This is a genomic window from Streptomyces sp. NPDC048018, from assembly GCF_043202995.1.
Lineage (GTDB): Bacteria > Actinomycetota > Actinomycetes > Streptomycetales > Streptomycetaceae > Streptomyces.
On record NZ_JBIDBK010000002.1, the window covers coordinates 56401 to 73083 of the forward strand.

General features: G+C 75.2%; 14 protein-coding genes and 1 riboswitch. Of the genes, 10 read left to right on the forward strand and 4 right to left on the reverse strand.

All coding sequences use genetic code 11. From position 1 onward, the window contains the following. Window positions 1–157: 157 nt before the first annotated feature. The gene (locus tag ACGF1Z_RS06110) at window positions 158–1048 is read left to right on the forward strand and encodes a neutral zinc metallopeptidase (RefSeq protein WP_393000489.1); all 891 of its coding nucleotides are present in this window, start codon (window positions 158–160) and stop codon (window positions 1046–1048) included. A 136-nt stretch (window positions 1049–1184) separates the two neighbouring features. After that, window positions 1185–1586: a VOC family protein gene (locus ACGF1Z_RS06115; RefSeq protein ID WP_393000491.1), complete on the forward strand. Its 402-nt coding sequence runs from the start codon at window positions 1185–1187 to the stop codon at window positions 1584–1586. A 28-nt stretch (window positions 1587–1614) separates the two neighbouring features. Here the strand turns inward: ACGF1Z_RS06115 and ACGF1Z_RS06120 are convergent, their stop codons facing one another. Both ACGF1Z_RS06120 and ACGF1Z_RS06125 read right to left on the reverse strand, forming a co-directional pair. Beyond that, window positions 1615–3000 (reverse strand): hypothetical protein, encoded by a 1386-nt coding sequence (locus ACGF1Z_RS06120; RefSeq protein WP_393000493.1) that lies wholly within the window; start codon window positions 2998–3000, stop codon window positions 1615–1617. A gap of 288 nt (window positions 3001–3288) precedes the next feature. Continuing rightward, window positions 3289–4416: an alpha/beta hydrolase gene (locus tag ACGF1Z_RS06125; RefSeq protein ID WP_393000495.1), complete on the reverse strand. Its 1128-nt coding sequence runs from the start codon at window positions 4414–4416 to the stop codon at window positions 3289–3291. 340 nt (window positions 4417–4756) lie between these two features. Here ACGF1Z_RS06125 and ACGF1Z_RS06130 point away from each other — a divergent pair, with 340 nt between their 5' ends. The 7 genes from ACGF1Z_RS06130 to ACGF1Z_RS06160 all read left to right on the forward strand — a co-directional run bounded on the left by ACGF1Z_RS06130 (window position 4757) and on the right by ACGF1Z_RS06160 (window position 13205). Further along, window positions 4757–6025, forward strand: coding sequence for an anion permease (locus ACGF1Z_RS06130; protein WP_393000497.1), 1269 nt, complete (start codon window positions 4757–4759; stop codon window positions 6023–6025). A gap of 16 nt (window positions 6026–6041) precedes the next feature. Continuing rightward, a complete protein-coding gene (locus ACGF1Z_RS06135) occupies window positions 6042–6263 on the forward strand; it encodes a hypothetical protein (RefSeq protein ID WP_393000499.1) in 222 nt (73 codons plus the stop codon). A gap of 162 nt (window positions 6264–6425) precedes the next feature. Next, window positions 6426–6499, forward strand: a riboswitch (cobalamin riboswitch). A gap of 54 nt (window positions 6500–6553) precedes the next feature. Next, window positions 6554–7555, forward strand: a complete 1002-nt coding sequence (locus ACGF1Z_RS06140) for a cobalamin biosynthesis protein (protein WP_393000501.1) — start codon at window positions 6554–6556, stop codon at window positions 7553–7555. Continuing rightward, window positions 7552–9093 carry a cobyric acid synthase gene (locus tag ACGF1Z_RS06145; protein WP_393000503.1) on the forward strand — a complete coding sequence of 514 codons (1542 nt, stop codon included), beginning with the start codon at window positions 7552–7554 and terminating at the stop codon, window positions 9091–9093. The genes ACGF1Z_RS06140 and ACGF1Z_RS06145 overlap by 4 nt, the downstream gene beginning before the upstream one ends. Window positions 9094–9151: 58 nt before the next feature. Continuing rightward, entirely contained in the window at window positions 9152–11197 is a 2046-nt protein-coding gene (locus ACGF1Z_RS06150; protein ID WP_393000505.1) for a putative cobaltochelatase, read from the forward strand. After that, window positions 11197–11805: a cob(I)yrinic acid a,c-diamide adenosyltransferase gene (gene cobO, locus ACGF1Z_RS06155; RefSeq protein ID WP_393000507.1), complete on the forward strand. Its 609-nt coding sequence runs from the start codon at window positions 11197–11199 to the stop codon at window positions 11803–11805. Before ACGF1Z_RS06150 ends, cobO begins: the two co-directional genes overlap by 1 nt. Then, a complete protein-coding gene (locus ACGF1Z_RS06160; RefSeq protein ID WP_393000509.1) occupies window positions 11799–13205 on the forward strand; it encodes a cobyrinate a,c-diamide synthase in 1407 nt (468 codons plus the stop codon). The genes cobO and ACGF1Z_RS06160 overlap by 7 nt, the downstream gene beginning before the upstream one ends. 2 nt (window positions 13206–13207) lie before the next feature. Here ACGF1Z_RS06160 and ACGF1Z_RS06165 read toward each other — a convergent pair whose 3' ends face one another. Then, complete coding sequence (locus ACGF1Z_RS06165; protein ID WP_393000511.1) at window positions 13208–13936, reverse strand: ZIP family metal transporter; 729 nt, start codon at window positions 13934–13936, stop codon at window positions 13208–13210. Window positions 13937–13987: 51 nt separating this feature from the next. On the opposite strand from ACGF1Z_RS06165, the gene cobC reads away from it, so the two are divergent. Beyond that, the gene (cobC, locus tag ACGF1Z_RS06170; RefSeq protein ID WP_393000513.1) at window positions 13988–15538 is read left to right on the forward strand and encodes an Rv2231c family pyridoxal phosphate-dependent protein CobC; all 1551 of its coding nucleotides are present in this window, start codon (window positions 13988–13990) and stop codon (window positions 15536–15538) included. Window positions 15539–15635: 97 nt separating this feature from the next. On the opposite strand, the gene ACGF1Z_RS06175 is transcribed toward cobC, so the two are convergent. Further along, entirely contained in the window at window positions 15636–16616 is a 981-nt protein-coding gene (locus ACGF1Z_RS06175) for an SCO1860 family LAETG-anchored protein (RefSeq protein WP_393000515.1), read from the reverse strand. Window positions 16617–16683: the final 67 nt, after the last annotated feature.

Genomic DNA, 16683 nt, shown 5'->3' on the forward strand with positions numbered 1-16683 from the left:
GGCCGCCGCAACTGCTTTTAGGCCACAGATCACAGGTGCCCCATCTCACACCTTTGCCGACATGGGGCACTCTCCTCGCCTCCCTCGCATGCTTCGCAAAAGGGGTGATCCGCGCTCGGCCGATCGATACTCGGCACAGACGCGGAGGGCGGTGGCCATGCAGTTCGACGACGACGCCAACCTGGACACCTCGGAGGTCGACGACGTCCGGGGCAGCCGCATCCCGGGTGGCAGGGCCACGGTCGGCGGCGGGATCATCGGTGTCATCGCCCTGGTCCTGGGCCTGCTCTTCGGCGTGGGGCCCGAGCAGCTGGGCCTGTCCTCCGGCGGCGAGGAGCCGGCCGCGACCTCCTCGTCGGCCGCCCAGGTGAACCGGAGCTGCCGGACCGGCGCGGACGCGAACCGCCGCGAGGACTGCCGGGCCGTGGCGGTCGTCAACAGCCTGCAGGACTTCTGGCGGGCCGAGTACGCCCGCCGCGGCGGGCGGTACGGGGACGCCACGACGGTGCTGTTCAGCGAGCGGGTCCCGACCGCCTGCGGCGCGGCGACCTCGGCGGTCGGCCCGTTCTACTGCCCCGGCGACCGGCGGGTCTATCTGGACCTGGGGTTCTTCGAGGAGCTGCGCACGAAGTTCGGCTCGACCGGCGGGCCCTTCGCCCAGGCGTACGTGGTGGCGCACGAGTACGGCCACCACGTGCAGAACATGATGGGGACGCTGGCCCGCGCCCAGGACGGGCGCACCGGCGCGAACTCCAACGCGGTGAAGGTCGAGCTCCAGGCCGACTGCTACGCCGGCGTCTGGGCCCGGCACGCCACCACCACGCCCGACGACAGGACCGGCCGCCCGCTGCTCACCCGGCTCACCGAGGACGACGTCCGCGACGGCCTCGACGCGGCGGCCGCGGTCGGCGACGACCGGATCCAGGAGCGGTTCCAGGGCCGGGTCACTCCGGAGAGCTGGACGCACGGCTCGGCCGCACAGCGCCGGCAGTGGTTCTCGACCGGCTACGCCACGGGCGACATGGCGCGCTGCAACACCTTCCGCTGACCCGCGGGCGCCCGGCCGGACCCGGCACCGTCGTGCGGCGGCCCCGGACCGGGGCCCGGGCCGGGCCGAGGGCGCGCCCGGAGCACACCCCACCGACACCGCGGGACCACCCGCGGAGGAGAGGAGAGTGATCGGGATGGGCGAGTCCCCCGACATCTGTCCGACGCTCAGGTACGAGGACGCGAAGGCCGCGATCCGGCTGCTCACCGAGGCCTTCGGCTTCACCGCCGACGCCGTGTACGAGGGGGAGGACGGGCGCGTGACGCACGCGGAGCTGTCCTACGGGAACGGGAGGGTGATGCTCGGCAGCAAGGGCACGGAGAGCCGGTTCGACCGCCTGATGAGGGGCGCGGGCCCGGCCGGGGTCTACGTCCGCGTCACGGACGTCGACGACCACCACGCCCGCGCGGTCGCCCGGGGCGCGGAGATCGTGATGCCGCCGACCGACCAGGACTACGGCTCGCGGGACTACATGGCCCGCGACGCCGAGGGCAACGTCTGGAGCTTCGGGACGTACGCCCCCGGCGCCACGGGATAGCTCCGGCCGCTCACCGGCCCCGGCCGGCTCAGGCGCCGCCCGTGTGGACCTGGAAGGCGGCGCGGCGGACCGCCTTCGCGAGGGACGGGTCGGGGTGGGCGGCGGCGAGGGCGACCAGGACCTGGACGGTGCGCGGATGGCCGACGGCCCGGACCTCGTCGAGGAGGGCGGGCACGGTGCCCTGGACGGCGGAGTCCAGGTGACGCACGAGCAGGGCGCTCTCGCCGTGGTCGGCCACGGCCGCCGCGGTGTCCACCCAGAGCCAGGTGGCCTCCTCGCGGGTCAGCACCTCGGGGGCGTCGTCCGGGTCGGTGCCCTCGTACTCGGCGAGCCACAGCAGCGCGTACGGGCGGAGGCAGGGCTCCGCGACGGCGGCGCGCACTTCGGGCTCGGCCGGGGCGCCGACCACCCGCAGGGCCTCGAAGGCGAGACCGCGCAGCAGGGCGTCCTCGCCCCGGGCGACGGCGAGCAGCTCGGCGACCGCGCTGGACAGCGTGCGGGCGGCGAGCCAGGCGCGGTACTCGTCGCGGGCCGGGCCCGGGGTGAGCCGGGCGCAGCCGCGGAGCATGTCCCCGGCCGACTGCTCGATGTTGCCCGCCGGGCTCTGGGCGGCGACGCAGATCTGCTCCAGCTTGACCCAGACCGCCCAGTTGCCGAGCGGGGTCAGGGTGGCCTGCCGGCCGCCCTCCGGGCTCGTGCCGAGGGTGAGCGCGCCGACGGCGGCCAGGCCCTCCAGTGCCCAGTCGAGCAGCGGGGGCAGGCCCTCGGCGGCCGGGGCCGGCTCGACGGCGGCGTCGGGGGCCGGGACCTCGCAGCGTTCCTCGCGCAGCTCGTCGACGCGCTGCCGGAGCAGGTCGAGCAGGCTGGGCACCGCCACCGGCCCGGCGGAGAGCTGGAGCAGCGAGAGGACCTGGGGCACGGCCTCGACGACCTCGGCGACGGCGCCGGGCGCCACGTCCTCGGGCGCCGGGTGGACCAGGGACCAGGCGTCGAAGAGCGCGACCCAGCCGCGCAGCACGGCGGAGTCGTCCCGGTCCCAGGCCTGCAGCCGCCAGCCGGGGCGGGCGGTGTCGCCGTGAAGCTCGACGAGACCGGCGAGCCGGGCGCGGTCCCAGCCGGCCCTGACCTGCCCGGGCGTCAGATCCAGTGCGGCGGCGGCCCGTTCCCCGTCCGGGGGTGCGGTCTCGGCCTGCCGGTCGACGGCCGCCCAGCGGGCGATCCGGACCGCGTCGGCGAGTAGGGCCCGCGCCTGAAGGGCCAGTTCCGCGCGGGGCGGCGTGCCCTCCGGCGGCCGGGGTGCCGGGCGGGTACGCCGGGTCGTCACGGCCTTGCGCGCGGTGGCGAGGGCCCGCGGACGGACGAGTCGGAGTCTGGAGTTGCGCGCCAATGGTTCATCGGGCTTTCGAGACGTCACGGGGGCAGTCTTCCCGCTGACGGCCCGAAAGCCCAATCGGAATCGGCAACGCCGCCGCGCCGCCGGGGGTTCGCCCGCGGCGGCGGCCCGGGTACGGGCGGCACGGGGCCCTCCCGACCCCCGGGGATGCCTCCCGGACCCGAGGGCCTCCCGGCCCCTGAAGGCGCGTCCCGGACCGGTGCCTCCCCGTCCCGGCGGGGCCTGCCGGAGGGGCGCCCCGAGCCGTGCCCGGCCGATCGTCCGGGTCCCGGGGGCCCGGCCCGGTGACCACGCTCGTGATCAGGACACCTAGACGAGCGGGGTCAGGAAGCGGCGGAGGGCCTCCTCGTAGCGGAGGGGGTCGGCGTTCCACATGGCGGCGTGGGGGGCGGCGCGGACCGTGGTGAGGGTGACGAGGTCCGGGCGGAGTTCGGCGAGGCGCTGCGAGGGGGCCCAGGGGGCGATGGTGTCGTCGGGGCCGTGGAAGAGCAGGGTGGGCACGCGCAGCGCCCCGGGGGCGGCGGCCTCCTGGAGGCGGTCGCCGTGGAATCCGGTCCTGCCCTGGGCGGCGCGGACCGCGAGCGGGAGCAGCGGGCCCGGCACGCGGTGGGCGGCGGCCAGGTTGCGCAGGGTGGCCTCCCAGTCGAGGACCGGGGAGTCGAGGACGAGGCCGCGGATGCGGTCGCGGACGCCGGAGCTCGCGGCGGCGTGCAGGGCCATGGCCGCGCCGGAGCCCCAGCCGTGCAGGACGACCTGGGCGGCGCCGCGCCGGACGGCGTAGCGGATGGCGGCGTCGACGTCGCGCCACTCGGAGTCGCCGAGGTGCCCGAGACCGTCGGGGGCGGGAGGCGCTCCGGCGTCGCCCCGGTAGGCGGGGACGAGGACGGGGATCTGCCGGCGGTGGAGGAAGGGGAGCAGATTGAGCGGCTGCTCGCGGGTGGTGCCGAGGCCGTGCAGGGCGATCACCCAGGTGGGACGGGCGCCGGGGACGAGCCAGGTGGGCAGGGCGCCGAGCTCGCCGGGGATCTCGACGTCCTCGTAGGCGATGCCGAGGGCGGTCTCGGGGGTGCCGCAGTGCAGCTGGGGGGTGAAGCGGACCCGGACCCCGGGGCCGAGGGTGCCGAGCTCGACGCGTTCGAGGCGGCGTACGACGGTGTCGGCGGTGTGCGGGACCCGGTCGAGGACCGGTCCGACCACGGCGTGCAGACCGTCGGCCTCGATCCCGTAGGTGCCGGGGCGCAGGGAGGCCAGGCTGCGGGTGAGGGAGATCCTGCCCGGTCCCGTGCTGTGCACGGTGAGCCGGGGATCGCCGGGGAAGGGGCGCCCGGAGGGCACCTTGAGGGCGACGTCGCTGGCGTACCGGCCGGCCGCCACCGCGGCCGCGCCGAGACCGATCACTGTGGTGACGGCCGCTGCCGTCGCTGTAGCCGGGCGCACGCTCCCAGTGTCGGCAGCCCGCCCGCGACGTGCCACCGGGCGGGGGCCTTCCGGAGTGACGTGGGTCTCGTCCCCGGGGTCCTCCGTGGGGCCGGAGCGGTCCACGGGGCGATACGGGGCGAGGGGGGAGGAAGCTACGCGCGTTGCGCCGGGCCCGGAACGGCACGGTTTACCCGGGGTCGCGCGGGGACCACATCGTGGACAGCGAGTCCGTCCGAGCCGTAAACGGAATCCGCGGACCCTGCTTCGGGTCACCACGTCGCCCGACCCAGTTCACCTTCCGTTCACCCAGGTTGCCTACGTTCAACCTGCCACTGACGTCAAACGATTGCCTGGGTAAATGGAACACATCACGCTGCTGCTCGCCATTGTGGTCGTGACAGCTCTCGTGTTCGATTTCACGAACGGTTTCCACGACACCGCCAACGCGATGGCCACGACCATCTCGACCGGTGCCCTCAAGCCCAAGACGGCGGTGGCCATGTCCGCCGTGCTGAACCTCGTCGGTGCGTTCCTCTCCGTGGAGGTCGCCAAGACGATCTCCGGCGGCATCATCAACGAAGAGGGCATTCGCACCGAAGTGATCTTCGCGGCGCTCGTCGGCGCCATCCTGTGGAATCTCCTGACCTGGCTCCTCGGCCTCCCGTCGAGCTCCTCCCACGCGCTCTTCGGCGGCCTCATCGGCGCCGCCGTGATGTCGGCCGGCTGGTCGGCCGTCAACGGTCCGACCATCGTCACCAAGGTCCTCATCCCCGCGGTCGCCGCCCCGATCGTCGCCGGTCTCGCCGCGATGGCCGCCACGAAGCTGACGTACCGCCTCGGCGCCAAGCCCGGGTCGAAGGCCACGGCCAAGGGCTTCCGGGCCGGCCAGATCGCCTCCGCCGGTCTCGTCTCCCTCGCCCACGGCACCAACGACGCCCAGAAGACGATGGGCATCATCACCCTCGCCCTGGTCACCGGCGGCGTCCTCGCCCCCGGCTCCAACCCTCCGCTGTGGGTCATCGTGTCCGCCGGCATGGCGATCGCGCTCGGCACCTACCTCGGCGGCTGGCGCATCATCCGCACCATGGGCAAGGGCCTCACCGACCTCCAGCCGCAGCAGGGCTTCGCCGCCCAGACCAGCGCCGCGACGGTCATCCTGGCCTCGTCCCACCTGGGCTTCTCCCTCTCGACCACCCAGTCCTGCTCGGGTGCCGTGATGGGCGCCGGCCTCGGCCGCAAGGGCGGTGTCGTCCGCTGGTCCACCGCCACCCGGATGTTCGTCGCCTGGGGCCTGACCCTGCCCGCCGCGGGCCTGGTCGGCGCCGCCGCCGAGTTCCTCACCAAGCAGGGCACCTGGGGCATCGCCGCGGTCGCGGTCCTCCTGGTCGCGGGCTCCGGCGTCATCTGGTCGCTGTCCCGCCGCAAGCCGGTCGACCACCACAACGTGACCGCGGACGACCTGGACGACGCCGAGCCCGCGGGCGTCGTCACCACCGCCATCGCGGCCGTCACCCCGCCGCCGGCCGGCGCCGTGGCCGCCGTCGTGGACGAGGACCTGAGGACCACCATCCCCGCCCCGGCACCGGCGGACCCCGCCGCTCCCCCGGCCCCCGCCGCCGCGGTCTAAGGAACTGGAAGCAAGCATGAAGATCGACTGGGCAGCTCTCGGCTCCGTCTTCGGAGTCAGCCTCGTGGCCACCGTCGCGCTCGTGGGCCTCTTCACCCTCGGTGTCGTCGGGCTCGGCAAGCAGGAGGAGGCCGCGGCGAACGGCGGCTCCGCCACCCTGGCCCGCACCGGCGCCTACCTCTGCTTCGCCCTGTGCGCGGCGGCCGTGGCGTACGGCATCTACCTGATCGTCGTCTGACGCGCGGCGCACCGTCCGGCCGGGCGGTCCCCACCTTCGGGTGCGGGGCCGCCCGGCCGCCGTGTTTGTGGTGCTTCGCACAGTGACGCGACGCAGGTCAAGGGTGAGTTGACGGCTGTTCGCGGGGCGTGGTGGACTGCCGAGGCCATTACGGCGGCAAGCAGAGGAAGTCCGGTGCGAATCCGGCACGGTCCCGCCACTGTGACCGGTCCCCAGGGGCCGGGAGTCAGGAACTCTCGCCGCCGGTCACGTCGAGCCAGGGCGCGGACCCTGAGTGAGGACACAGTGCCATGCCCGGCCGCGGCCCCCGATCTTCCCGTGCCCGCACGCCCGTTCCCGCCCCCGCCGCGCGCGTCTTCGCGTACGGAGCGGCCGCCGGCCTCGCCGTCGACCTGCTCGTGGGTGACCCGCGCCGCGGCCACCCCGTCGCCGCCTTCGGCCGGGCGGCCGGCGCCGTCGAACGCGTGCTGTGGCGCGACGACCGCGGCCGGGGCGCCCTGCACACCGCCGTCTGCGCCGGCGGCACCGTGGCGCTCGGCGTCCTCGCCGCCCGTACCGCGCGGAACAGCCGCGCCGCCTCCCTCGCCCTGACCGCCGCCTCCGTGTGGGCCGTCGTCGGCGGTACGACCCTCGGCCGCGAGGCCCGCGCGATCGGCGGGGCGCTCCGGGCCGGCGACGTGGAGGTGGCCCGGGAGCGGATGCCGCACCTGGTCGGCCGCGACCCGCAGGCGCTCGACGGACCCGCGATGGCCCGCGCGGTCGTCGAGTCCGTCGCCGAGAACACGTCCGACGCCGTCGTGGGCGCCCTCTTCTGGGGCGCCGTCGCGGGCGTGCCGGGCCTGCTCGGCTTCCGGGCGGTGAACACCCTGGACGCCATGGTCGGCCACCGGTCCCCCCGGTACCGGCGCTTCGGCTGGGCCTCGGCCCGGCTGGACGACCTCGCCGGCTGGCCGGGCGCCCGGCTCACCGCCGTCCTCACCACCGTCGCCGGCGGCGACCCGCGCGGGGCGGTGAAGGCCTGGCGCGAGGACGCCGGGAGGCATCCGAGCCCGAACGCGGGCCCGGTGGAGGCCTCGTTCGCCGGGGCCCTGGGCGTACGGCTCGGCGGGACCCTGTCGTACGGCGGGCGGATCGAGCACCGGCCCGTCCTCAACGCGACCGGGCGCGCCGTCGAGGTGGCCGACATCGACCGGGCGGTCGCGCTGTCCCGCCGGGTGACCTGGCTGACCCTGGCCGCCTGTGCGGGCGGCCGCATGATCGCGAGTGCGCTGAGGAAGCGGAGGAACGTATGAGGGGTGGGGGGCTGCTCGTCGCCGGGACCACGTCAGACGCGGGCAAGAGCGTCGTGACGGCCGGCATCTGCCGGTGGCTGGTCCGGCAGGGCGTGAAGGTCGCGCCGTTCAAGGGACAGAACATGTCCCTCAACTCCTTCGTCACCCGGGACGGCGCGGAGATCGGACGCGCGCAGGCCATGCAGGCACAGGCCGCGCGGGTCGAGCCGAGCGCGCTGATGAACCCGGTGCTGCTGAAGCCCGGCAGCGACCGCTCCAGCCAGGTCGTGCTCATGGGCAGGCCGGTCGGCGAGCTCAGCGCGCGCGGGTTCTTCGGGAACGGGTCGACCTCCGGAAAGGGTCTGACCGGTGGCCGGCGGGAGGAGCTCTTCGAGCCGGTCCTCGCCTGCCTGGAGGAGCTGCGGGGCACGTACGACGCCGTGATCTGCGAGGGCGCGGGCAGTCCGGCGGAGATCAACCTCCGGCGCACGGACATCGTGAACATGGGCGTCGCGCGGGCCGCCCGGCTGCCCGTCGTGGTGGTCGGCGACATCGACCGGGGCGGCGTGTTCGCCCAGTTCTTCGGGACGACGGCGCTGCTCGCGCCCGAGGACCAGGAGCTCGTCGCGGGCTATCTGGTGAACAAGTTCCGCGGTGACGTGAGCCTGCTCGAACCCGGCCTCGACATGCTGCACGGCCTCACCGGGCGCCGGACCTTCGGCGTCCTGCCGTACGCGCACGGTCTCGGCATCGACGAGGAGGACGGCCTGCGGGTGTCCCTGCGCGGTGCGGTGCGCGAGTCGGTCGTGGCGCCGCCGCTGGGCGAGGACGTGCTGCGGGTGGCGGTCTGCGCCGTCCCGCTGATGTCCAACTTCACCGACGTGGACGCGCTCGCCGCCGAACCCGGGGTCGTCGTCCGCTTCGTGGACCGGCCCGAGGAACTCGTCGACGCCGACCTGGTCGTCGTGCCGGGGACCCGGGGCACCGTCAGGGCGCTCGCCTGGCTGCGCGAGCGCGGTCTCGCCGGCGCGCTCGCCCGGCGGGCCGCCGAGGGGCGCCCGGTGCTCGGCATCTGCGGCGGCTTCCAGGCCCTCGGCGAGCGCATCGACGACGAGGTCGAGTCGAAGGCGGGCACCGTCGACGGCCTCGGCCTGCTGCCCGTACGGGTGCGCTTCGCGCAGGAGAAGACCCTGGCCAGGCCGGTGGGCGAGGCGCTCGGCGAGCGGGTCGAGGGCTACGAGATCCACCACGGCGTGGCGGAGGTCCTGGGCGGCGAGCCGTTCCTGGACGGCTGCCGCGTCGGTGCGGTCTGGGGCACCCACTGGCACGGCTCCCTGGAGAGCGACGCCTTCCGCCGCGCCTTCCTCCGCGAGGTCGCGGCGGCGGCCGGGCGCCGCTTCGTCCCGGCTCCCGACACCTCCTTCGGCACCCTCCGCGAGGAGCAGCTCGACCGCCTCGGCGACCTGATCGAGCAGCACGCCGACACGGACGCGCTGCTCCGTCTGATCGAGCGGGGCGCACCGGAGGGGCTGCCGTTCGTGCCGCCGGGGGCTCCGTGACCGCCCCGATCGCACCGCCCGCCCCGACCTCCGCACGACTCGAAGGAGTGACCGCCCGATGAGTACCCGCTTTCCGTTCACCGCCGTCGTCGGCATGGACGACCTGCGGCTCGCGCTGCTGCTGAACGCCGTCAGCCCCGCGGTGGGCGGTGTGCTCGTCCGCGGTGAGAAGGGCACCGCCAAGTCCACGGCGGTCCGCGCGCTCGCGGAGCTCCTGCCGGAGGTCGCGGTGGTCGCGGGCTGCCGCTTCAGCTGCGACCCGGCCTCGCCCGACCCCGGCTGCCCGGACGGCCCGCACGGCGAGGGGGCGCGGGAGGCGCGGCCCGCGCGGATGGTCGAGCTGCCGGTCGGTGCGTCCGAGGACCGGCTGGTCGGCGCGCTGGACATCGAGCGGGCGCTCGCGGAGGGCGTGAAGGCCTTCGAGCCGGGGCTCCTCGCCGCCGCGCACCGGGGCATCCTGTACGTCGACGAGGTCAACCTGCTGCACGACCACCTCATCGACCTGCTGCTCGACGCCGCCGCCATGGGCTCCTCGTACGTCGAGCGCGAGGGGGTCTCCGTCCGGCACGCCGCCCGCTTCCTGCTGGTCGGCACGATGAACCCCGAGGAGGGCGAGCTGCGGCCGCAGCTGCTCGACCGCTTCGGGCTGACCGTGGAGGTCGCGGCCTCCCGGGAGCCCGAGCAGCGGGTGGAGGTCGTGCGCCGGCGGCTCGCCTTCGAGGACGACCCGGCCGCCTTCGCCGCACGCTGGGCCGAGGAGGAGACCGCGCTGCGCGGGCGGATCGTCGCCGCGCGGACGCTGCTGCCGGAGGTGACGCTCGGGGACGCGGTGCTGCTGCAGATCGCGGCGACCTGCGCCGCCTTCGAGGTGGACGGCATGCGCGCCGACATCGTGATGGCCCGGACGGCGACCGCGCTCGCGGCCTGGGCGGGACGCACGGAGGTCACCTCCGACGACGTGCGCCAGGCCGCCCTGCTGGCCCTCCCCCACCGGCGCCGGCGCAATCCCTTCGACGCGCCCGGCCTCGACCAGGACAAGCTCGACGAGACCCTGGAGCGGTTCAGGGGCGACGACGAGCCGGACGACGACCCGGACCCGCAGGGCCCGGGCGACGGGGGTCCCGGCGGTGGCGGCGGGGGTGTTCCGCCGCAGGGGGACGGGCCCGCGCCCGGGGACGCCTCCGACGCCCCCGCGGACGCCCCCGGGAACTCCCCCGCACCCGCGCCCCAAAACGGCGGGGGCGACGCCGGGGAGCGCACCGCCGTCAAGGCGGCCGAGCCCTTCCGTACGAAGATGCTCAGCGTGCCCGGGCTCGGCGAGGGCGCGGCCGGGCGCCGGTCCCGGGCCCGTACCGAGCACGGCCGGACCACCGGCGCGGTCCGCCCGAGGGGCGCGCTGACCAAGCTCCACCTCGCCGCGACGGTGCAGGCCGCAGCCCCGCACCAGAGGGCGCGCGGGCGCTCGGGCCCGGGCCTGGTGGTGCGCCGGGACGACCTGCGGCAGGCGACCAGGGAGGGCCGGGAGGGCAATCTGGTCCTGTTCGTCGTCGACGCCTCCGGCTCGATGGCGGCGCGGCAGCGGATGAGCGCCGTCAAGGGCGCGGTCCTGTCCCTGCTGCTCGACGCCTACCAGCGGCGCGACAAGGTCGGCCTGATCACCTTCCGCGGCCGGGCCGCGGAGGTCGCGCTGCCGCCCACCTCGTCCGTGGACGCGGCCGCGGCCCGGCTCGAACAGCTCCCCACCGGGGGCCGTACGCCGCTCTCCGCCGGCCTGCTCAAGGCGCACGACGTGCTGCGCGTGGAGCGGCTGCGCGACCCCTCGCGCCGCCCGCTGCTGGTCGTCGTGACCGACGGCCGGGCGACCGGCGGCGGAGCCGACCCGGTGGCGCTGGCCGCGCGCGCGGCGCGCCTGCACGCCGCCGACGGCACGGCCGCGGTGGTCGTGGACTGCGAGACGGGACCGGTGCGGCTCGGCCTCGCCGGGAACCTCGCCCGTGAACTGGACGGCACCGCCGTCACCCTGGACGAGCTGCGGGCCGACTCGATCGCCGGGCTCGTCAGGGACGTACAAGGCAACCACTCTGGCGCCAGGAGGGCCGCGTAATGCCTAAGGGACAGCCGACCGTCGTTCCGGACGACGGTCTGACCACCCGTCAGCGTCGCAACCGTGCGCTGGTGATGGTGCACACGGGCGTCGGCAAGGGGAAGTCCACCGCCGCCTTCGGCATGGCGCTGCGCGCCTGGAACCAGGGCTGGCCGATCGGGGTGTTCCAGTTCGTCAAGTCCGCCAAGTGGCGGGTCGGCGAGGAGAACGCCCTGAAGGCGCTCGGTGAGACCGGCAAGGGCGGCACGGTCGTCTGGAACAAGATGGGCGAGGGCTGGTCCTGGATCCAGCGCGAGGTCGCCGAGGGCGAGCAGTCGCACGAGGAGAAGGCGCGCGAGGGCTGGGAGCAGGTCAAGCGGGACCTCGCCGAGGAGAAGTACGCGTTCTACGTCCTCGACGAGTTCGCCTACCTGCTGCACTGGGGCTGGATCGACACCAAGGAGGTGGTCGAGGTGCTGCGGGACCGTCCGGGTCGGCAGCACGTCGTCATCACCGGCCGCAACGCCCCGCAGGAGCTGCTGGACTTCGCGGACCTGGTGACCGACATGTCGAAGGTGAAGCACCCGATGGACGCGGGTCAGAAGGGCCAGCGGGGCATCGAGTGGTAGCACGTCTCGTCATCGCCGCCCCGTCCTCGGGCGCGGGCAAGACCACGGTCGCGACGGGCCTGATGGCCGCGTTCGCCGGCCGTGGTCTGGCGGTCTCCCCGCACAAGGTCGGCCCGGACTACATCGACCCGGGCTACCACGCGCTCGCCACCGGCCGCCCGGGCCGGAACCTCGACGCGTACATGTGCGGCACGGAGCAGATCGCTCCGCTCTTCGCGCACGGCGCGCGGGGCTGCGACCTGGCGGTCGTCGAGGGCGTGATGGGCCTGTACGACGGGGCCGCGGGCCAGGGCGAACTGGCCTCCACGGCGCAGGTGGCGAAGCTGCTGCGGGCGCCGGTGGTGCTCGTCGTGGACGCCTCCTCGCAGTCCCGGTCGGTCGCCGCGCTCGTGCACGGCTTCGCGTCCTGGGACCCGGAGGTGCGGCTGGGCGGGGTGATCCTCAACAAGGTCGCCACCGACCGGCACGAGACGCTGCTGCGGGAGGCGCTGGAGGAGTCGGGGGTGCCGGTGCTCGGCGTCCTGCGGCGCGCGCCCGCCGTCGCCACGCCGTCGCGGCACCTCGGTCTGGTGCCCGTCGCCGAGCGGCAGGCGGCCGCCGTCGAGGCGGTGGCGGCGCAGGCGGAGCAGGTGCGTCAGGGGTGCGACCTGGAGGGGCTGCTGGCGCTCGCACGGAGCGCGCCGGACCTGCACGCCGAACCCTGGGACGCCGCCGCGTCGCGGCACGGCGTTCCGCAGGACGCCGGGGGCCCGGGCGACGCCGGCGCCGCCACCGGGCCGCTGGCCGCGCACGGGCCGGGCCACAGGCCCGTCGTCGCCGTGGCCGGCGGGGCGGCGTTCACGTTCTCGTACGCCGAGCACACGGAGCTGCTCACCGCCGCGGGCGCCGAGGTCGTGGCCTTCGACCCGCTCCGGGACGAGGCCCTTCCGGAGGGGACGCGCGGGCTCGTCATAGGGGGCGGGTTCCCCGAGATGTACGGCGAGGAGCTGTCCGCCAACGAGGCGCTGCGCAAGGCGGTCGCCGAGCTCGCCGCGTCCGGCGCGCCGGTCGCCGCCGAGTGCGCCGGGCTGCTCTACCTCGCGCGGTCGCTGGACGGGCACCCGATGTGCGGGGTGCTCGACGCGGAGGCCCGGATGTCCCCGCGGCTCACGCTCGGGTACCGCGACGCGGTCGCCGTGAGCGACGGCGTGCTCGCGCCCGCCGGGACGCGGCTGCGGGGGCACGAGTTCCACCGCACCGTCATCGAGCCGGGCGCCGGAGCGCAGCCGGCGTGGGGGCTGCGGCAGCCGGAGCCGCGGGTCGAGGGCTTCGTCCAGGGCGGGGTCCACGCCAGCTACGTGCACACCCACTGGGCGGGAGCGCCGGCGGTCGCCGCGCGTTTCGTGGAGCGCTGCGGGTGAGCTCAGCCGCCGGAGAGACCCACCACGAGCCAGATGAAGGCCACGCCCGCCACCGTGCACAGCAGGGTGGTGCGGGCGGGGTGTTCGTGGTGGGCCTCGGGGAGGATCTCCGCGGCGGCGAAGTAGAGCAGGGCACCGCCGAAGAAGCCGAGATAGGCGCCGAGGAGTTCGGCCGGAAGGGTGAACAGGGTCGCGAGGGCGGCACCGGCCACCGGGGCGGCGGCGTCGGCGACGAGCATGGCGACGGCCTTGCGGCGGGCGTTGCCGTAGAGCGTCGTGATCGTGTACGTGTTGAAGCCGTCGGCGAAGTCGTGGGTGATGACGGCGAGCGCGACGGTGACGCCCATGCCGCCGCTGACCTGGAAGGCCGCGCCGAGCGCGATGCCGTCCATGAGGCTGTGGAGGACCATGGCCGCCGCGGCCGTGAGGCCGACCTGCGGGACGCGGTCCCCGGCCTCGACACCGTGGGCCGCGCGGCGGACGGCGAGGAGGCGCTCCACCACATGGGCGAAGAGGAAGCCGCCGACGAAGAGCAGCAGGGCCTCGGGGACGCCGAAGACCTTCTCGCCGGCGGCCTCCAGGGCCTCGGGGAGCAGATCGAGTCCGACCACGCCGAGCATGAGTCCGCCGGCCAGACCGAGGACGAGGTGGCGGCGGTCGGTGACGCGCTGGGCCGTCCAGCCGCCGAACAGCGTCATGAGGAACGCGCCGAGCGCGACGACTACAGCCATGGGCCTTTGCTATCCGATCACGGCTCTCCCGCGCACCTCGGAGCGCCGGTCGTGGTCGGTGTCGGCGCCCGGCCGGGGGTCGGCGCGGACGAGGTGCTCGACCTGGTCGGGGCGGCGCTGCGGGAGGCGGGACCGGCCGCCGGGAGCGTGCTGGCGCTCGCGACGCTCGACGTGCGGGCCGCGGAGCCGGGGATCGCCGGGGCGGCGGCCCGGCTCGGGGTGCCGGTGCGGGCGTTCGGGAGCGCGGAACTCGCGGCGGTGGAGGTGCCGCATCCGGCGGCGCCGGCGCTGGCGGCGACGGGCACTCCGTCGGTGGCGGAGGCGGCGGCGCTGCGCGGGGCCGGGCCGGGTGCGGTGCTGCTGGTGCCGAAGCGGAAGAGCAGGCGTGTGACCTGCGCCATTGCCCGATCCGTACCACTTCGTCCGAACGAAGTCTCCCCAAGCGTACGGTTGTTGCCCGATACTCACGGGTACATCGGTGGCGAGCGCCAGACATCCCCCACACGCGCCATCCCCATCCCCACCCCCCACACGACGGCGGCCATGGACACCCACACTTCTGCTGACGCGCACGATCTCAGACACCACGGCGACGCCGAGGTCCGGGACGAGAAGCTGACCGACCTCGCGGTGAACGTGCGGACGAACACACCGCCGGAGTGGCTGCGGCAGCGCATCGCCGACTCCCTCACGGGCCTCGCGGCATATCCGGACGGCCGGGCGGCGCGGGCGGCCGTAGCCGAACGGCACGATCTGCCGGCCCGCCGGGTGCTGCTCACGGCGGGCGCCGCGGAGGCGTTCGTGCTGCTCGCGCGGGCGCTGCCGGTGCGGCGTCCGGTCGTGGTGCATCCGCAGTTCACCGAGCCGGAGGCCGCACTGCGGGACGCCGGGCACGAGGTGGAGCGGGTGCTGCTGCGCGAGGAGGACGGGTTCCGGCTGGATCCGGCGGCGGTGCCGGAGGACGCGGATCTCGTCGTGATCGGCAATCCGACCAACCCGACCTCCGTGCTGCACCCTGCGGCCGCGATCGCGGCGCTCGCCCGGCCCGGACGGTGGCTGGTGGTGGACGAGGCGTTCATGGACGCGGTACCGGGCGAGCGGGAGTCGCTGGCCTCGCGGACGGACGTGCCGGGTCTGGTGGTGCTGCGCAGTCTGACGAAGACGTGGGGCCTCGCCGGGCTGCGGATCGGTTACGTACTGGCCGAGCCGGAGACCGTCGCCGCCCTGGAGCGGGTCCAGCCGCTGTGGCCGGTGTCGACGCCGGCGCTGGTGGCGGCGGAGGCCTGCATGGCGCCGCTGGCGCTCATGGAGGCGGAGGAGGCGGCGCACCGCATCGGTGTGGAGCGGGCGCACCTGCTCGCGGGCCTCGCGGAGTTCGACGAGGTGCGGGCGGTGGCGGCGGCCGAGGCGCCGTTCGTGCTGGTCCGGATCGAGCGGGCGGACGCGGTGCGGGAGCGGCTGCGGTCGCTGGGCTTCGCGGCGCGGCGCGGGGACACCTTCCCGGGGCTCGACCGGAACTGGCTGCGGCTGGCGGTGCGGGACCGGGTGACGACGAACCGCTTCCTGCAGGCACTGGACCAGGCGTTGTTGCTGCTGGGCTGACCGGAGCTCACCGGCGGGGACGAGGGGCGGTGCCGTCCGCGGCACCGCCCCTCTGCCGTTCCCCTCGACCCCCCGGTCCGTGGTCCCCTCGGGCCGGTCAGCCGCGGGCGCGGGCCCGGCCGCGGGCCAGGACGAGGGCTCCGCCGCCCACCCCGAGCAGGACGATCGCTCCGCCGGCCAGGTAGGGGGTGGTGGAGCTGCCGCCGGTCTCGGCGAGATTCCCGGTGGGTGTGGTGCCGCCGTTGTTCGTGGTCACACCGGTGCCGTGGCTGGGCCGTGTCGTGGGCTGCTGGGTGGGCTGCTGCGTGGGCTGCTCGCTGGGCCGCTGGGTCGGCCTGTTTCCGGCCGGGGTCGCACAGGTGGCCTCGGCGAGCGTGATCCTGCCCTTGACCTCGGCGACGTTGAGCTTGAGCGGGTTGACCTCCACCGACAGTTCGAGCGCCGTGGCGGCGGCGGTGCGGGAGGTGGTGGAGGTGCGGGAGAGGTCGAGCACGACCTCTCCGACGCCGGGCACGGCCACCTTGGTCTGTCCGGCGGTCGACAGGGTGGTCTTCTTGCCGAGGACGGTGACGTGGCCGAGCAGGTTGGATTCGGCGACCGGGTGCCTGCCCGCCTCGCAGACGGCCTTGGAGGTGACCTTCTCCAGCTCGATCAGGGAGAGGAGCGGAAGCCCGGGGACGTGGATACGGGCCTTCGCCAGGTTGACGTAGCCCTTGGCGGTGGTCCCCTCGACGGTCGCCTCGGAGGTGGCGACGTCCGCCTTGAGGATGTCGACGGGCTGTCCTTCCTCGGCTCCCTGCACCTTCACGCTGAGCGCGGTCTTCCCGGCGCTGGCCGGCGCCTCGACCTCGTTGAGGGAGGCGCGCACGGGCACGTCGACCGTCTTGTCGAGCAGGTCGACGTCGAGGGTGGTGCGCAGGACGACCGCGGTGGCGTGGCCTTCGCCGCCGTCGCCCGCGGTGCCGCCCGTGGCGTGGGCGGCCGGGACCGCGAGGGCCAGGGGGCCGACGGCCAGGGCGGCGACGGCGGCCGCGGCGGCGGTGCGGCGTGCGGGCAGGCGGAAGGTGTTGCTGTTCACGACGTGGAACCCCCACGAGAGACATGGCGTCGCCGGCCGCTCGCCACGGGGACTGTGGGTCGGCGCG